The following is a 16697-nucleotide window of genomic DNA, read 5'->3' as shown; positions in this document are numbered from 1 at the left end:
TGATTGGGCATGGTTCGGAAAACCGGAGGATTGATATGTTCAAAATCACTGCATTGCCCACTGACGAAGTCCGCACCCTGCAACAGGGTGGTCCGGATGCCTATGGAGTCACGCCAGAGCACGCTGTTTCAACCGGCGCGGGCAATCCTTGCCGTCATTGTCTGCAAAACATACCCGAAGGGGCGCCGATGCTGGTTCTGGCGCATAGGCCCTTTGCCAAGACGCATCCTTATGCGGAAACCGGGCCGATATTTTTGTGTGCCGAACCCTGCGAGCGCTATGAAGGGGATGAATTGCCCGAGATTCTGACCAGCTCTCCTGACTATCTGATCAAGGGATACGGGCAGGATGACCGGATCGTTTATGGCACCGGAGCAATCACCCCAACGGATCAGATTGGTGCAAAGGTCAAAGATATCTTTGAACGCCCCGATGTGGCCTATATCCACGTGCGATCCGCGCGCAACAATTGCTATCAAGCGCGGATCGACCGGGGCTAAGGGCTGGTTCTGGGCCGCGCTTACGTCGCCCGAGCCTGAGACGAGGTCAGCGCAAGGAACACATCCTCAAGATCTGCTTCTTCTGTGCGCACATCGCGGATGCGGATACCCGCAGCGCGAACAGATTCCAGTACCTGCTCGGCACTGGTCTGGGCGCTGCGATACTGCAGCAGCAGGCTGCCATCGTCGCGCAATGTGGCCTCGACCCCGTCAGCGGACGGAAGGTCCGCAACCGGGCTATCGGGCATGATCACCATGGTGCGCCGGTCCATGCGGCTCAGCAAGTTGGCGGTGCTGTCTTGGGTGATCTTTTCACCATGGTTGATGATGGCGATTTGATCACACATTTCCTGCGCTTCTTCCAGGTAATGCGTGGTCAGGATGATCGTCATCCCCTGTTCGTTCAGCTTGCGCACATTGGTCCAAAGCATCTGGCGCAACTCGATATCGACACCCGCAGTCGGTTCATCCAGAACCAAAATCCTGGGGTGATGCACCAACGCCTTGGCCAGCAGCAGCCGCCGCCGCATCCCGCCTGATAGCGTGCGGGCATAAGCTTCGGCCTTGTCGCTGAGGCCGACGAGCTCCAGAATCTCATCGCTGCGGCGCTGGGCCTTGGGCACGCCATAAAGGCCAGCCTGTACCTCCAACGCGCCGCGCGGGGTAAAGAACGGGTCCAGGTTCAGCTCTTGCGGCATCACACCGATGGCGGCGCGCGACTGGCGTGGGTTCTGATCCTGATCGAAGCCCCAGATCGAAACCTTCCCGGAGGTTTTGATCACCAGCCCGGCAAGAATGTTGATCAGGGTCGACTTACCCGCGCCGTTCGGCCCCAAAAGCCCAAAAACCGAGCCGCTGGGAATGGTCAGGTCAATCCCCTTCAGTGCGTGCTTCTCGGGCTGGCCCTTGCTTGCCCGATAGGTCTTGCGCAGACCTTCGATCCTGATTGCCGCATCGCTCATGTGGCTCTTGCCCCCGGATTGCTCATCGCTCATAAACGCACCTAATGCATGCCCGCGAGGCCGACAACCAGTGAAGGATCGCCAGCCGTGACAATCGAAGCGCCGGAAACCAAGATCGTCGAAACCACCCGCGTCGCTTGTGACGGCGGCGAAGGTGCGCTGGGCCATCCGCGCGTGTGGCTGCAAATCCCTGAAGATACGGGCTGGGTCGAGTGCCCGTATTGCGACTGCAAATATGTTCTGAAAGGCACAGAGCAAGGCTAATTGCCCGTCCAATCGGGTTTCGCCCAAATCTCGCCGTGTTTTTTATGCTATTTCGGTGGTGCATACAGCGTAGGCGAGCGTGATGACTGACATTGCACCTAATGACTCTGCCAACCCGATATTCGGATGGATCGGCTTTTGCATTGCCTCTTTGGCGCTGTTTGCTGCCTTGTTCGTCTTTTGGGCCGGACCCTTCGCACCTCAGCAATCCGCGGGTGTGTCGCTGGGTGAGCTAGCGGCTGAAATCGGCAAATCCACCCTTCGATCTGCGGCAGGGCTGGAACAGCCCGAGCCTGTTGCGCGTGCGCGCGATCTGGATGATTTCCTGCAGATCGGTGTCGCCATGTTGGGTGCACTGGCAGTTGTTCTGTCTGTTGTCGGCATCCTGCGTCACGAAAAGCGCCGCCCTGCCATCGCCGGGATTGCGGTTGGCGTCGGCGCAATCCTGTTCCAGTTCTTTGCCTTCGCGTTTTTTGCCTTCCTTGGTGTGTTGGTCATTATGGCTTTGCTCAACAGCTTTTCGGACGTTTTCAGCGGCCTCTTCGGCGGTTAGCCCAAGTTCAAGACTGGTCACCCGAGCGACCCTGTGGCAGAACCATCTCTGACCGACAGGGAGCGTGCGCATGAGCAATTTCGGAAAAGGGTGTCACCTGCATCTCATCGATGGATCGGCCTTTATTTTCAGGGCCTATCACGCGCTGCCGCCGCTGACGCGGAAATCCGATGGCTTGCCGATCGGGGCGGTTTCGGGCTTTTGCAACATGCTGCAAAAATATGTCGAGGGGAACGATGGCCCGGATGCACCGACCCATGTGGCGGTGATCTTCGACAAGGGCTCTCACACCTTCCGCAATGACCTCTATGACCTGTACAAAGCCAATCGTGAGGCGATGCCCGAGGACCTGCGCCCGCAGATGCCGCTGACCCGCGAGGCGACAAAGGCCTTCAACATCGCTTGCAAAGAGTTGGAGGGGTATGAGGCTGACGACATCATTGCCACTCTTGCCGTTCAGGCACGTGAGGCTGGCGGACGTGTGACTATTGTGAGTTCCGACAAGGACCTGATGCAGTTGGTCGGCGGCGGCGTCGAGATGCTGGATGCGATGAAGAACAAGCGCATCGACCGGGACGGGGTGATCGAGAAATTCGGCGTTGGCCCGGAGCGCGTGGTTGATGTGCAGGCGCTGGCTGGGGATAGCGTTGACAACGTACCCGGGGCACCGGGAATCGGCGTCAAAACGGCAGCCTTGCTGATCAACGAATATGGTGATCTCGAAACCCTGCTGGACCGTGCGGGAGAGATCAAACAGCCCAAGCGCCGCCAGACCCTGATCGAAAAGCGCGATCAGATCGAGCTGTCGAAGAAGCTGGTGCAGCTGGATGAACAGACCCCTCTTGATTTCACGCTCGATGATCTGGAAGTGAAGGACCCTGAGGCCGACGTCTTGATGAGTTTTCTGGCTCAGATGGAGTTCCGTACGCTGACCAAGCGCATTGCGGATAAACTGGGCGTGGACTCGCCAGTAATCCCCGATGCTCCCGCGGCCGAAGCAGCGCCCGAAGTCGAAGCAATACCATTTGACGCCTCGAAACACGAATGTGTTCGGGATGCGGCTGCGCTACAAGTCTGGGTCGACCGGGCCTATGAAACCGGCTGGATCGCCGTTGATACGGAAACCACCGGCCTGAACGAGATGATCGCCGATCTGGTCGGCATTTCGCTTTGTATCGAAGCAGGGGAGGCCTGCTACATCCCGCTGACCCACCGCGACGGATCGGCGGATGATCTGTTCGGCTCGGATGCGCTGGCCGAGGGGCAGATGCCGCTAGATGAGGCTCTAACACTGCTGAGACCGCTGTTCGAGGACCCCTCGATCCTCAAGATCGGGCAGAACATGAAATACGATGCCAAGATCTTTGCGCGCTATGGCATCGATATCGCTCCGATCGATGACACGATGCTGATGTCCAACGCCATGCATGGCGGTGAGCATGGACATGGGATGGATACTCTGTCCGAGCGCTATCTAAGCCATACTCCTATCCCGATCAAACCGCTGCTGGGCTCGGGCAAATCGGCGATCACCTTCGACAAGGTGCCGATTGATGAGGCCACCGCTTATGCCGCCGAGGACGCGGATATTACTCTGCGCCTGTGGCGATTGTTCAAGCCGCAGCTGCATCAGGTTCAGGTGACGACGGTTTATGAAACGCTGGAACGCCCGCTGGTGCCGGTTCTCAAAGAAATGGAGATGCACGGTATCAAGGTGGACCGCGATGTCCTCAGTCGGATGTCGAATGCCTTTGCGCAGAAAATGGCCGGACTAGAGGCTGAAATTCACGGGTTGGCCGGTCAGAACTTCAATGTCGGCTCGCCCGCACAGTTGGGTGAGATCCTGTTCGACAAGATGGGTCTGGAAGGCGGCAAGAAGGGGAAAACCGGGAAGTACTCGACCGGGGCGGATATTCTTGAGGATCTGGCGACCGAGCATGAATTGCCGCGCCGGGTACTGGACTGGCGGCAACTGTCGAAGTTGAAATCGACCTACACGGATGCGCTGCAGACCCATATCAATCCGGACACGGGCCGCGTGCATACGTCTTATTCGATCACTGGGGCGAACACGGGCCGTTTGGCCTCGACCGATCCGAACCTGCAGAACATTCCCGTCCGGACCGAGGAAGGCCGCCGCATTCGTGAGGCGTTCATCGCCGAGCCGGGCAATGTGATGGTGAGCCTCGACTATAGCCAGATCGAGCTGCGCATTCTGGCACATATTGCCGGGATTGACGCCTTGAAACAGGCGTTTGCCGACGGGTTGGACATTCACGCGATGACCGCGTCCGAGATGTTCGATGTGCCATTGGATGAGATGACGCCGGATATCCGTCGTCAGGCCAAGGCGATCAACTTTGGTGTGATCTACGGCATCTCGGGCTTTGGCCTGGCGCGCAACCTTCGTATTCCGCGGGCCGAGGCACAGGGATTCATCGACCGCTATTTCGAACGCTTCCCTGGTATTCGCGCCTATATGGACGACACCATCGCCTTTGCGAAAGAGCACGGCTATGTGCAGACCCTGTTTGGGCGCAAAATCCACACGCCTGAGATCAATGCCAAAGGGCCGCATGCGGGTTTCTCGCGCCGGGCTGCGATCAACGCGCCGATCCAAGGTACGGCGGCGGATGTGATCCGGCGCGCGATGGTGCGGATGCCGGATGCGATTCAAGGGTTGCCCGCCAAGATGCTGTTGCAGGTGCATGACGAATTGCTGTTCGAAGTGTCTGAGGACGGTGTTGATCGGCTGATCGAGGTGGCGCGCGATGTGATGGAGGGGGCCTCGGACCCGGCGGTGAAGCTGGATGTGAAGCTGGATGTCGATGCCGGGCGCGGGGCAAACTGGGCCGAAGCGCACTAGGGCACGCCGCTCATCAGGCCTTGGGCCTGACCAGACGATCGACCAGCCGTTTGACACTGGGTCCAAGGATCACGATGACGGTGAAGGCGATAGGCCAGCAAAAGGCCCAGGCCGCCATCCAATCCCCAAAGGTGCCCGGCCCAAATCCGATGGCCTTGACCGTGGCAATCCCGGTCACGATGCAGGACATCAGTCCTGACATGATCAGGCAGAACATAATATGTGACAGTCGGGCGTGGGTCATCGGTATCATCCGTTCATTCACCGCGCCAAGCTGTGCGATATCTTCGCAGAAAATGCCAGTAACGGGTATGTTAGCGCGCCATCCAGCCCAGCGAGTCCACGGTGCGGGGCGTCGTTGGATTGTATTCGGCGCTGACCCAGCCGTCGTATCCGCTGTTGTCGATGGCGTTGAACAGGGCGGGAAAGTCGATCGAGCCATCGCCCGGCTCTGACCGGTTTGGGGCGGCGCCGATCTGGGCGTGGGTCACGCGGTCCTGATATTTCTGCCATATGGCAAGCGCATCCCCATGGATCATCTGCGCGTGGAAGCTGTCAAATTGCAGGCCAATATTGGGACGGTCCACCTGATCCAGCACCTCAGCCGCGAGCGCGTAGTCGTTCAGAAAGTAGTCGGGTTGTGACACCGGGTTCAGCGGTTCGATGGTGAATTGCTGGTTTGGTGCGACGTCTGCTGCCCATTGCAGGTTTTGTATGAGACGCTCCATGGCCTTAGGCCCGGAGGCATATCCGGACATGATATGTATCGTCTGAGGGCGCAACAGCTCTGCATAGCGCAGGACGCGCCGGATGTCAGATTGGAACCGAGCCTCGCCCTTCGGCACCGCCGCATAGCCCGGCTGGCCGCCCGTGTAGTTGGGCGGAGGGGCATTGATCAGAACCAGCTCCAGCCCGTTCGCCAGCAAGGCGCGGCGGGTTTCCTTGGCTGCCAGATCATAGGGAAACAGAATCTCGACGGCCTTGAAGCCGGCCTGTGCGGCGGCTTCGAAACGGTCGAGATACGGCAACTCGGTAAAGAGCAGCGAAAGATTGGCGGCAAATCTGGGCATGAGTGGTCCCGGGGTTTGGTTCGCAAACTCTAACGGGCGGGTGGTTTTCAGGAAAGAGACTGAAAACGACAGATTGTCGAAAATCGACCAGAACGGACCGCGCAAATCATCGAAATTCTAGGCGACACGGCGAATCATTTTCGAGCGCCGTTTTTTATGAAGGTTCGATCCAATGGCGATGAGCCCAGACCCCGTGCGCGGGACATCTTTACCTGTGTCTGGTGGGCGCAGCTCGGCCTTGCCAGGCAATGGGCTGGCGGTTGCGTCTATGTTGACATGGGCTGCCGGGTTTCCCGCGGCTGAGGTCTTGTTACAAACTTGGCCACCAGTTGCGTTGCTCGTTGCACGACTGGCGCTCGCTGTGGCTGTCATGTTGCCAATTTGGATTCTGATCGACGGCCAATCGCGCGTCTTGCGTGCCCGATGGGGGCATGCAATGTTTGTTGGGGGGATGCTTGGCGCCGGTATGTTCCTGATCATTTTGGCGCAAAAGCTGACAGATCCGGTAACAGTGGCCATCATCGCATCCTGCGCACCGTTGTTTGCCACATTGATCGAGTTGGCAACTGGAACACGGCGGTTACGCTGGAATTTTGCGTTGGGTGTGGTGGTGTCCATCATAGGCGGTCTGATCGCCACCAGTGCGGTGGCCCCGGCGCAGCTGGGGTTGGGCGCTATTTGTGCCGTAGCCTCGACCGGGCTGTTCTGCTGGGCGACAATGGCAACTGCGAGAGATTTCCCTGACCTTAGCCAGACAGGCCGCAGTACCATCACATTTTTTGGCGGATTGATTGTTGCTGTATTGCTGTTCTTCGTTGCGCGACAATTGGGTGTGGATGTAATGCCAACGGCACAGATCGATGTTCAACAGATCGGAATGCTCGGAATTTATGCGTTGGTTGCAATGGGCCTCAGTCAGGTACTGTTCGTTGGATCCGTTGGGAAGCTGGGCGTTGCATTGGCCTCATTCCACATCAACATAGCGCCTTTCTACGTGATGCTGATCATGCTGATGTTGGGGGATGACTGGAACTGGACTCGCGCGCTGGGCGCAGGGATCGTGGCCGTGGCTGTGGTGCTGGCGCAGGACCGCAAGGTGGCGCATACCGTTTAGTCCGGTAGATCTGAGGCTGAGATTAGCGGAAAGAACTGCCCACCCGACCAGACGCCAAACCAGCCATCATGCTTGGTACCAATATCCACGAGTCGGTAGAAGCTTTTGCGGTCAATGCGTGCTTCAAGGTTGTTTCGGATCAATACGTAGGGTGCGGGTTCCTCTGTTTCCGCATCGATGACAATGCGGATCGGGTGATCCGGCCCGGCGATGGCCGTATCGCCCACATGGGTGGTAAATGTCAGGTCTTGCGACAGGCCATCCCCTGTCTGGTCGAAGTCGACCGCAAGAAACGGCGCATCCTCGACAGTGATTCCCACCTTCTCGACCGGGGTGACGAGGTAGTATTTGCCGTCTTCTTTCTTAAGAATTGAGGAAAAAAGCTTCACAAGCTCGAACCGGTTGATGGGCGACCCTAAGTAACTCCAAGAACCATCTTTGGCGATCTTGATGTCCAGATCGCCGCAAAACGGAGGATTCCACAGGTGAACGGGCGGTAAACCCTTGGTTTTGGCCGCTTTGACTGATGCAGCCAAACCATCCGGCGAAGGTTTCACGGGTTTTTGTCCGCTCATTGCTTTTGCCATTTCCTCTTAGCGCGATACACTTCATCTATAATAGTCCACGGAAGGGAAAGTCATGACCGAACCTGCCGACCTCGTATCCGAGATCGAAGCGCTGGAAACCAAGTTGCAAGAGGCCAAGGCCTCGATCACCCGCCGCTTCATCGGGCAGGAGAGGGTCGTGGACCTGACCCTGACGGCTCTGTTGTGCGGTGGACATGCCCTGCTGATCGGTTTGCCGGGTCTTGGTAAAACGCGATTGGTCGAGACTCTGTCAACAGTGATGGGCCTGCACGGCAATCGCATCCAATTCACGCCCGATCTGATGCCTGCCGATATTCTGGGGTCCGAGGTTCTGGATACCGCTGATGACGGCAGCCGTCATTTCCGGTTCATTTCAGGCCCGATCTTTTGCCAGTTGCTGATGGCGGATGAGATCAACCGCGCCAGCCCTCGGACGCAATCGGCCCTGCTTCAGGCGATGCAGGAGCGGACTGTGACCGTGGCGGGCGAGGATCGCTCACTCGGGACACCATTCCATGTGCTGGCGACACAGAACCCGATTGAACAGGAGGGCACCTATCCGCTGCCCGAGGCGCAGCTGGACCGTTTTCTTGTTCAGGTCGACGTCGAATACCCAGATCGTCAGACCGAGCGGGACATTCTGCTGGCCACTACAGGCGTCGAAGAAGATGATGCGCATCAGATTTTCACCAAAGAGGAACTGCTGGCCGCGCAAGTCCTGTTGCGTCGTATGCCGGTGGGGGAGTCAGTTGTCGAACTGATCCTCGATCTGGTTCGCGCGTTCCGCCCGGATGAAGCGGGCGTGTCCGAGCGGGTCAAGGAAACCGTTGCTTGGGGGCCCGGCCCTCGTGCGGCGCAGGCGCTGATGATGACAGTTCGAGCGCGGGCCATGCTTCAAGGGCGTTTAGCGCCGAATGCCGAAGATGTATTGGATATGGCCCGCCCGGTGCTTTGCCACCGGATGGCACTGAACTTTGCGGCGCGGGCGCGGGGCGACAGCTTGTCAGACCTCATCGAGTCTACCGCTGCCAGTTTGATCCGAACCGAGGCTGCGGCGTGAATGCTGCGCTAACCCTTCGAGAGCGATCTGAGGCCGAGGCGTCCCGGCTGCCGCCGCTGTTGGCGCGCGCCGAACATCTGGCCGGAACCGTTTTATTGGGCGACCATGGTCGGCGGCGATCAGGTATGGGCGATGATTTCTGGCAATATCGCCCGGCTCAGATCGGAGATAGCCGCCGGATGATCGACCACCGCCGATCAGCGCGAGGGGACCAGCAATTTGTGCGGGAGCGCGAATGGCAGATTGCGCAATCGGTGATGCTGTGGGTCGATCAGGGCGCGTCAATGCGGTTTGCTTCTGATAAAGGCTTGCCGACGAAATCGGACAGGGCGCGTCTGTTGGGTCTGGCTACGGCTATCTTGCTGGTGCGCGGCGGTGAACGTGTTGGGCTAACGGGGACGACCTTGCCGCCCCGACGCGGCAATGCGCAGATCATCCGCTTGGCTCAAGCCTGGTCCGAGGATGATCAGGCAGACTATGCCCCGCCTGAACACCGTGCCATGATCCCGCATGCGCGTGCGGTGTTTATCTCGGATTTCCTTGGCCCGATGGACGAGGTTGAACTGGCGCTGACCAAAGCCGCTGACCGCGGTGTACGCGGTGTGATCTTGCAGGTGCTGGACCCAAGCGAGGAGAGCTTTCCTTATCTCGGCCGTACCATTTTCGAAAGCGTTGGTGGAACAGCTCGCCATGAAACACTAAAAGCCGGAGACCTGCGCGATCGCTATCTGAACCGATTGGCGCAGCGCAAGGATGCGTTGACGCGGCTGTGCCGCGCGACGGGGTGGCAGTTGGGTCTGCATCACACCAGCGATAGCGCGCAGGCGGCGCTGCTTTGGCTCTATCGCGCGTTGGACGGGGGCACGCGATGACGGTTCTGGCGGGCATCGGCTTTACCGCGCCATGGGTGCTGTTGGGTCTGCTGACCTTGCCGATCCTGTGGTTGATCCTGCGTGCCGTGCCCCCCGCGCCGATCCGGCGCTTGTTCCCGGCGGTGACATTGCTGCTGGGGTTGAAGGATGACGAGAGCGTCTCGGACCGCACCCCGTGGTGGCTGCTCTTGTTACGTATGCTGGCAGCGGCAGCGATCATTATTGGATTGGCGGGTCCGGTCCTGAACCCTTCACGCGATGAAACGGGCACCGGGCCTTTGTTGCTGGTGTTGGATGCCAGCTGGGGCGGGGCTACACGGTGGTCCTCGACGCTTGACCAGATCGATGCGCAATTGACCGAGGCGGGCCGCTCAAGCCGTCCTGTCTCGATCCTGCGATTGACCGAACCGGTACCGCCCGTGTTTCAGGCGGCAGAGGCATGGCGCAACCGCCTGCCCGGCCTGGTTCCCAACCCATGGCAGCCGACTGAGGCGCAGATCGAACAGGTCATAGCCGGGCTGGATCAGGTCGAGGGAGGATTTGACACGCATTGGTTCAGTGATCGGCTGACCTATGACGGCCATGAGGGTTTGGTGTCAGCGCTGCAATCGCGCGGTGACGTGACAGTTTACCAATCCCCATCGGATGCATTGGCCATCCTTCCGGCGGCCTATCAGGATGGTGTCATTCAGATCACGGTGTTGCGGGCCGAGCCGGGCCCCGAGGAAACCGTGACCATTCTGGCGCAGGGCCGTGACCCTGCGGGCACCGCGCGCGTTCTACAATCTGTAGAACTGGCTTTTGAGGCAGGCGCGACTGACGCGCAGATCGAACTTGCGCTGCCATCGGAACTGCGCGCTCGGATCACTCGGTTCGAGATTCAGGGCCAGAAATCGGCAGGGGCAGTCACACTAACCGATGACAGCCTGCGCCGGCGCGAGGTCGCGCTGATTGCCGGAACGGTGAACCGCGAAGGGCTGGAGCTGCTGTCGCCGCTACACTATCTAACCCAAGTTCTGATCCCCACGGCGGATTTTGTCGAGGGTGGGTTGCTAGAGGTTCTGCCTGCAAACCCGGATGTGATCGTTCTGTCCGACGTGGCGCAGATGTCCGACACCGAACAGGCGGGTCTGATCGACTGGGTCGAACAGGGTGGCCTGTTGCTGCGCTTTGCCGGACCGCGCATGGCAGCCAGCGATCTGGGCCGCGACGAAGAGGACACGTTGCTGCCTGTGCGCCTGCGCAGCGGTGGGCGCACTGTCGGCGGCGCGATGAGTTGGGGCGAGGCCAAGACACTGGCGCCATTTCCAGAAGCGTCGCCCTTTTACGGGCTGCAGATACCCGGTGACGTTGTCGTTTCGACCCAAGTCATGGCACAACCTGACCCTAACTTGGCGGATCGGGTGATTGCGTCGTTGTCGGATGGCACGCCTCTGGTCACCCGCAAGGCATTGGGATTGGGGCAGGTGGTTCTATTCCATGTGACCGCAGATGCTGAATGGTCCAGCCTGCCACTCTCGGGTCTGTTCGTGGAAATGCTGGATCGTCTGGCGGTGGCCTCGGCGGCGAAATCACGGCAGGTGGATCAGCTACAAGGCACCACGTGGGAGCCTGTGCAAATCATGGACGGCTTTGGTACGTTGTCCGACGCGGGCACCCTGGCGGGTGTGGATGGTGTTGAACTGGTCTCTGGGCAAATTGGTCCTGATATCCGCCCCGGTCTCTACGAAAGCGGTAAGCAAAAGCTGGCCCGCAATGTATTGGCCGAGGATGCAACCCTGCGCCCGGTTGTCTGGCCCGCTGGTGTTCCAATCAAAGGACAGGAAGTAACGACCGAGACGCCATTGGGTGGTTTGCTGCTCAGCCTTGCGCTGATCCTTCTGACCGTGGATGTGATTGCCTCGCTTGCCCTGTCAGGCCGGTTGGGTCTGGCCAAAGCAACGGCTGTTGCGTTGGGGGCCTTGCTTTTGGTGCCCGAGGCGCAGGCGCAAACGCCGGATGATACGGATTTCGCTCTCGCCGCGACACAAGAGTTGGTTCTGGCACATGTTCTGACCGGCGATGCGCGGGTGGACGACATCGCGCAGGCAGGTCTGCGTGGCTTAGGGCAGACGCTGTTCTTCCGCACATCTGTGGAGCCGGCAGAGCCGTTTGGCGTGGATCTGGAACGCGATGAGCTGGCCTTTTTCCCATTGCTCTATTGGCCGATCACCCCCGATCAGTCGCAACCTTCAGCCGAGGCCTATGCCAAGCTGAACGCTTATCTGCGGTCAGGTGGCATGATCCTGTTCGATACGCGCGATGCGGATATTGCCGGGTTCGGCGCTTCCAGCCCAAATGGGCGCAAGCTGCAACAGCTGGCCGCCCCGCTAAATATCCCGGCGCTAGAGCCTATTCCCCGCGACCACGTCCTGACCCGGACCTTCTATCTGTTACAGGATTTTCCGGGCCGCTATGCGGGCACTGAGGTCTGGGTTGAAGCTGCGCCGCTGGATGCAGAACAAATTGAGGGGATGCCCTTCCGTAACCTCAATGACAACGTGACGCCGGTGGTGATCGGCGGCAACGACTGGGCCGGGGCCTGGGCGGTGGACCGTAACGGGCAGGCGTTGCTGCCGGTGGGACGCGGTTATGCGGGCGAGCGGCAGCGCGAACTGGCCAACCGCTTTGGGGTCAATCTGGTGATGCATGTGCTGACTGGAAACTACAAATCCGATCAGGTCCACGTGCCTGCTCTGCTGGACAGGTTGGGACAATGACCGGAACCGTCATCTTTGATCCGCTGATACCATGGCCCGTGCTGGCCGTTGTTGCCGCGATTGCGGTCTGCGGGATCGTTCTGGCCCTTTGGCGCGGCCTGTCCGGTTGGGCGCTGCGCGGCTTGGCCGCTCTGGTCGTGATCGCTGCTCTGGCCGGTCCGGTGTATCAGGTCGAAGATCGCGCGCCGCTGACCGATATCGTTCTTATGATCGAAGATGAAAGCGCCAGTCAGACACTCTCAGATCGTGCGGATCAGACCGCCGAGGCCGCTGAGGCGCTGGCCGCCGAGATCGACTCGCGCGACAATACCGAGCTGCGCCGCATCCGTGTTGGCGACGGGGATGGGGATGAAGGCACGCAGGTGATGGCCGCGGTGAACACGGCGCTGGCCGAAGAACCGCGTGCGCGGATTGCCGGTATCCTTGTTGTCTCGGATGGGATCGTGCACGACGTCGATCAAGCGCCCGACCTGCCTTCACCGATGCATCTGCTACAAACCGGGCGCGAAAACGATTGGGACCGCAGGCTGATCGTCCGCAACGCGCCTGCCTTTGCTATTATCGGCGAACCTGTAACACTGACTTTGCGGGTCGAAGACAGTGGCGCCGCACCGGTTGGTGCCGCAAATGCACCGCTTGAGATTTCCGTCGACGGCGGTGAACCGCAGCAGTTCACCATTCCGATTGGCATGGATGTGGAACTGCCCATCACGCTGCCCCATGGCGGGCGCAATGTCATCCAGTTCACGGTTCCCGAGGCCGAGGGTGAGCTGACGGATCGCAATAACACCGCGCTGATCCAGATGAATGGTGTCCGTGATCGGCTGCGGGTGCTGCTGGTGTCGGGTGAACCGCATCCGGGCGGTCGCACGTGGCGGAACCTGTTGAAATCAGACAGTTCCGTTGATCTGGTTCACTTTACCATCTTGCGCCCTCCGGAGAAGCAGGATGGCGTGCCGGTCGATGAGTTGTCGCTGATTGCCTTCCCGACCCGAGAGCTGTTTCTGGAAAAGATCAACGATTTCGATCTGATCATCTTTGATCGTTACAAACGACGCGGCATCTTGCCCGCGATCTATCTGGACAACGTGACCGATTATATCAACGATGGCGGCGCAGTGCTGATTGCAGCGGGTCCTGATTTTGCCACTGCGGACAGTATTTTTCGCTCACCGCTCGCGTCGATCTTACCGGCGCAGCCAACCGCGCGCGTGATCGAAGAACGCTATGTGCCTATGGTCAGCGATCTGGGGCATCGCCATCCCGTGACCACCAATCTGGGTGATTCCGAGGATTGGGGCGCATGGCTGCGCCAGATCGACGTGAAGCATCGCGAGGGTCAGGTTTTGATGACAGGGGTCGAGGAGCGCCCGCTGCTGGTTCTGAACAGGGTGGGTGAAGGGCGCGTTGCCATGCTGGCATCGGATCACGCCTGGCTCTGGAGCCGGGGGTTCGAGGGCGGCGGGCCGCAGCTGGAATTGCTGCGCCGTCTGGCTCATTGGATGATGAAAGAGCCCGAGCTGGAGGAAGAGGCGCTATGGGCCGAGGCCAATGGCCAGTCGATGCGCATCATCCGTCAGACCCTCGAAGAAGAGGTTGGCCCGGTGACGATCACCCGCCCTAATGGCGAAACGCTTGAGATGACACTTGATGAGGTCACGCCCGGTCGGTTTGAAGCGCAGTATTTCGGGCCTGAGATTGGTCTTTATCGCTTGCAGGAGGGCGACCTGATGGCTGTGATCGGGCTGGGCCCCGCCGCACCAAAGGAGTTTGAGCAGACCATCGCAACGGGCGACGTTCTGGAACCGGTGATTGATCAGATGCGTGGCGGCGTCATCCGTTTGGAGGATGGTGTGCCTACGGTCCGCAACGTCCGGGCCGGGCGACCGGCGGCCGGGCGCGGCTGGATTGGTCTGACGCCGCGCGAGGCGTATGAAACGCGCGATGTTACCCAGGCCGGGCTGCTGCCCCCCTGGTTGGTGCTGCTGCTGGCGGGTGGGTTCCTGTTGGGCGGCTGGCTGCGCGAAGGTCGCCGGTAAGTGTTCACACCTTAATCGACCTGGATCGAGACCTGATCAGACGCGCCGCGTGCATCTACCACCACCAAGTGTGAAAACCCGCGACCGGGATTTGGGATATCAAACTCTCGTTGCCGTTGATCTGTCAGCACCGGAACCCCATCAGCCAACAGGGAAAACGGGCCAACTCCGCCGCGCAGTTTGACGGTCAGGGGGGCTCCGTTCGTCTCTAACATGGCGTTGTTGGGCGGAAATACCAGATCAGGCGCGCTTGGATCTTTCTCAAACGCGGCGCTGCGCGGTTGGAACCGTTGCAAAGGCTGGGGCAATTCAGCCGCGCCAAGGATCAAAGTGGATGGCGGCGGCGGGCGCAAGGGTGTGGGGGCGGGTTTCAGATGCCCGAAGGCTTCAAACAACAGGGGGGCCGCCAGCTCTCCGCCAAAGGCGCCGGGCACCGGGGTGCCATCAGCACGGCCCAACCAAACCCCGATGACATGCTGCCCGTCAAAGCCGACCGCCCAAGCGTCACGATGCCCGTAAGACGTGCCGGTTTTGTAAGCCAACCCCTGCGCTGCAGCACCCGAAGGGGGTGCCAGCCCGGACAGAATATCGGCCACTTGCCACGCGGCGACATCTGACAGGGTGCGCGTGGTCTGTGCCCGGCTAGACAGCATATCGTGATATAGAACTGGCCCCTGACCCCCCGCTGCCAGCGTCGCATAGAGCTGTACCAGATCCCGCAGGCTGAGCCCGACGCCGCCCAGCGAGATCGCCAAACCCGGAGCTCCACCACTTAGTTTCGGCTGCGTTCCAGCATCGCGCAGGGCGGCCATGACACGGGCTGGGCCCAGTTCATTGGTCAGCCGCACGACGGGGATGTTCAGCGACAATTGCAGCGCGTCGCGAACCCGGATATCGCCACGAAACATACCGTCGAAATTGCGCGGGGCGTAGCGTCCGAACATCACCGGGCTGTCGCTGATCAGGGTTTCAGGATGGGCCAACCCCTGATCAAAGGCCATGCCATAGATCAGGGGCTTGAGCGTCGATCCGGGCGAACGCACCGCGCGGGTCATATCGACAAATCCCTGGCGCGCGTCCTGATAGCCCGCTGATCCGACCGAGGCGAGTATGTCACCGCTGCGATGATCGGCCACGATCAGCGCGCCCGAGATACGCGGACCCACTTCGGAGGCCGTTTGAGCCACCAATCCCTCTAGCCGGGATTGAAGGCGCGCATCCAGGGTCAGATCGTGGGTCTGGGCCTCGGGACGCGCGCGTAACGCGTGATCGGTCAGATGCGGCGCATGGCGTGGGAAGGGGCGCATCAGCGTGGGAACCGCTTCAATCAGCGCCGCCTGCATGTCGTCTGGCGACAGAACTCCATGCCGCTGCATCCGGTGTAAAACGCGATTGCGGGCTTTTTCCGCATTCGTATTTGCCCGATCCGGCCGGCGGGTTTCAGGCGCTTGCGGCAGGGCCACCAGCAGGGCGGCTTGCGCAGCCGTCAATCGCGTCGGGTCTTTCCCGAACCACGCCCGCGCGCCTGCGCGGATACCCTCCAGATTGCCGCCGTAGGGAGCGTGGACCAGATAAAGGTCCAGAATCTGCTGCTTGGTCAGGCGCTGCTCCAGCGCCAATGCGACCCTAACCTGGCGGAGTTTGCCGTTCCATCGTCCAGTGGGGCCATCCTCGATCAGCCGCGCAACCTGCATGGTCAGGGTCGATCCGCCCGAGACTGCGCGGCCATTCCAGAGTGCTTGACCCGCAGCGCGGATCATCGCAGCTGGATCGACGCCGGAATGAGACCAGAACCGCTTATCCTCATACCGGATCAACATGTCGACAAAGCGAGGATCAACCGGGCCGGGCTGCATCCGCCAGATGCCATCCTCGACCGGGAAGGCGCGCAGCAAAGCGCCATTGCGGTCCAGCATCTCGACCGAGGTTTCGGTCAGCACCGGGGGCAGGATGGTCGCGTCTACCCAGTCCGCTGCTCGATCTCGCGCAAAGGCGGTCAGGTAGAGCGCACCAGCCAACGCCATTAGCAATGTGGCGCGTCTAGGCATCTC

General features: G+C 60.2%; 14 protein-coding genes. 9 read left to right on the top strand and 5 right to left on the bottom strand.

Annotated elements, in window-relative coordinates:
* The first annotated feature begins 35 nt into the window (after positions 1-35).
* The gene (locus ACR0DH_RS17465) at positions 36-500 is read left to right on the top strand and encodes a DUF1203 domain-containing protein (RefSeq protein ID WP_480550948.1); all 465 of its coding nucleotides are present in this window, start codon (positions 36-38) and stop codon (positions 498-500) included.
* 20 nt (positions 501-520) lie between these two features.
* Here the strand turns inward: ACR0DH_RS17465 and ACR0DH_RS17460 are convergent, their stop codons facing one another.
* A complete protein-coding gene (locus ACR0DH_RS17460; protein WP_480551159.1) occupies positions 521-1462 on the bottom strand; it encodes an ABC transporter ATP-binding protein in 942 nt (313 codons plus the stop codon).
* 87 nt (positions 1463-1549) lie between these two features.
* On the opposite strand from ACR0DH_RS17460, the gene ACR0DH_RS17455 reads away from it, so the two are divergent.
* From ACR0DH_RS17455 to polA, 3 genes are all read left to right on the top strand, one after another.
* Entirely contained in the window at positions 1550-1726 is a 177-nt protein-coding gene (locus tag ACR0DH_RS17455; RefSeq protein WP_170533977.1) for a zinc-finger domain-containing protein, read from the top strand.
* A gap of 82 nt (positions 1727-1808) precedes the next feature.
* Entirely contained in the window at positions 1809-2279 is a 471-nt protein-coding gene (locus tag ACR0DH_RS17450) for a hypothetical protein (protein WP_480550950.1), read from the top strand.
* Positions 2280-2349: 70 nt separating this feature from the next.
* A complete protein-coding gene (polA, locus tag ACR0DH_RS17445) occupies positions 2350-5145 on the top strand; it encodes a DNA polymerase I (protein WP_480550952.1) in 2796 nt (931 codons plus the stop codon).
* A gap of 13 nt (positions 5146-5158) precedes the next feature.
* Here the strand turns inward: polA and ACR0DH_RS17440 are convergent, their stop codons facing one another.
* Complete coding sequence (locus tag ACR0DH_RS17440; protein WP_480550954.1) at positions 5159-5389, bottom strand: DUF2798 domain-containing protein; 231 nt, start codon at positions 5387-5389, stop codon at positions 5159-5161.
* Between the two features lie 70 nt (positions 5390-5459).
* Positions 5460-6215, bottom strand: a complete 756-nt coding sequence (locus ACR0DH_RS17435; RefSeq protein ID WP_480550956.1) for a hydroxypyruvate isomerase family protein — start codon at positions 6213-6215, stop codon at positions 5460-5462.
* Positions 6216-6387: 172 nt separating this feature from the next.
* Between ACR0DH_RS17435 and ACR0DH_RS17430 the strand changes: the two genes are divergently transcribed.
* Positions 6388-7329 (top strand): DMT family transporter, encoded by a 942-nt coding sequence (locus ACR0DH_RS17430; RefSeq protein WP_480550958.1) that lies wholly within the window; start codon positions 6388-6390, stop codon positions 7327-7329.
* Here the strand turns inward: ACR0DH_RS17430 and ACR0DH_RS17425 are convergent.
* Positions 7326-7904: a DUF1285 domain-containing protein gene (locus tag ACR0DH_RS17425; RefSeq protein ID WP_480543484.1), complete on the bottom strand. Its 579-nt coding sequence runs from the start codon at positions 7902-7904 to the stop codon at positions 7326-7328. The two genes, ACR0DH_RS17430 and ACR0DH_RS17425, sit on opposite strands and share 4 nt — an antisense overlap.
* A gap of 64 nt (positions 7905-7968) precedes the next feature.
* Between ACR0DH_RS17425 and ACR0DH_RS17420 the strand changes: the two genes are divergently transcribed.
* The 4 genes from ACR0DH_RS17420 to ACR0DH_RS17405 are packed head-to-tail and all read left to right on the top strand — an operon-like array spanning position 7969 to position 14646.
* Complete coding sequence (locus ACR0DH_RS17420) at positions 7969-8976, top strand: AAA family ATPase (RefSeq protein WP_480550960.1); 1008 nt, start codon at positions 7969-7971, stop codon at positions 8974-8976.
* The gene (locus ACR0DH_RS17415; protein WP_480550962.1) at positions 8973-9848 is read left to right on the top strand and encodes a DUF58 domain-containing protein; all 876 of its coding nucleotides are present in this window, start codon (positions 8973-8975) and stop codon (positions 9846-9848) included. Before ACR0DH_RS17420 ends, ACR0DH_RS17415 begins: the two co-directional genes overlap by 4 nt.
* Entirely contained in the window at positions 9845-12607 is a 2763-nt protein-coding gene (locus tag ACR0DH_RS17410; RefSeq protein WP_480550964.1) for a DUF4159 domain-containing protein, read from the top strand. The genes ACR0DH_RS17415 and ACR0DH_RS17410 overlap by 4 nt, the downstream gene beginning before the upstream one ends.
* Entirely contained in the window at positions 12604-14646 is a 2043-nt protein-coding gene (locus ACR0DH_RS17405) for a hypothetical protein (RefSeq protein ID WP_480550966.1), read from the top strand. The genes ACR0DH_RS17410 and ACR0DH_RS17405 overlap by 4 nt, the downstream gene beginning before the upstream one ends.
* Before the next feature lie 11 nt (positions 14647-14657).
* On the opposite strand, the gene pbpC is transcribed toward ACR0DH_RS17405, so the two are convergent.
* Positions 14658-16694, bottom strand: coding sequence for a penicillin-binding protein 1C (pbpC, locus tag ACR0DH_RS17400; protein WP_480550968.1), 2037 nt, complete (start codon positions 16692-16694; stop codon positions 14658-14660).
* Between the last annotated feature and the right edge of the window lie 3 nt (positions 16695-16697).

The organism is Ruegeria sp. I1 (assembly GCF_056532675.1).
Note: the sequence above shows the minus strand (reverse complement) of the source record. Positions and strands in the feature narration are given on the sequence as shown.

What these genes read in the sequence shown, in the direction of transcription:
- ACR0DH_RS17465 (WP_480550948.1), top strand. Translation starts at nt 36, where the DNA reads ATGTTCAAAATCACTGCATTGCCCACTGACGAAGTCCGCACCCTGCAA.
- ACR0DH_RS17460 (WP_480551159.1), bottom strand. Translation starts at nt 1,462, where the DNA reads ATGAGCGATGCGGCAATCAGGATCGAAGGTCTGCGCAAGACCTATCGG.
- ACR0DH_RS17450 (WP_480550950.1), top strand. Translation starts at nt 1,809, where the DNA reads ATGACTGACATTGCACCTAATGACTCTGCCAACCCGATATTCGGATGG.
- polA (WP_480550952.1), top strand. Translation starts at nt 2,350, where the DNA reads ATGAGCAATTTCGGAAAAGGGTGTCACCTGCATCTCATCGATGGATCG.
- ACR0DH_RS17440 (WP_480550954.1), bottom strand. Translation starts at nt 5,389, where the DNA reads ATGACCCACGCCCGACTGTCACATATTATGTTCTGCCTGATCATGTCA.
- ACR0DH_RS17435 (WP_480550956.1), bottom strand. Translation starts at nt 6,215, where the DNA reads ATGCCCAGATTTGCCGCCAATCTTTCGCTGCTCTTTACCGAGTTGCCG.
- ACR0DH_RS17430 (WP_480550958.1), top strand. Translation starts at nt 6,388, where the DNA reads ATGGCGATGAGCCCAGACCCCGTGCGCGGGACATCTTTACCTGTGTCT.
- ACR0DH_RS17425 (WP_480543484.1), bottom strand. Translation starts at nt 7,904, where the DNA reads ATGAGCGGACAAAAACCCGTGAAACCTTCGCCGGATGGTTTGGCTGCA.
- ACR0DH_RS17420 (WP_480550960.1), top strand. Translation starts at nt 7,969, where the DNA reads ATGACCGAACCTGCCGACCTCGTATCCGAGATCGAAGCGCTGGAAACC.
- ACR0DH_RS17410 (WP_480550964.1), top strand. Translation starts at nt 9,845, where the DNA reads ATGACGGTTCTGGCGGGCATCGGCTTTACCGCGCCATGGGTGCTGTTG.
- ACR0DH_RS17405 (WP_480550966.1), top strand. Translation starts at nt 12,604, where the DNA reads ATGACCGGAACCGTCATCTTTGATCCGCTGATACCATGGCCCGTGCTG.
- pbpC (WP_480550968.1), bottom strand. Translation starts at nt 16,694, where the DNA reads ATGCCTAGACGCGCCACATTGCTAATGGCGTTGGCTGGTGCGCTCTAC.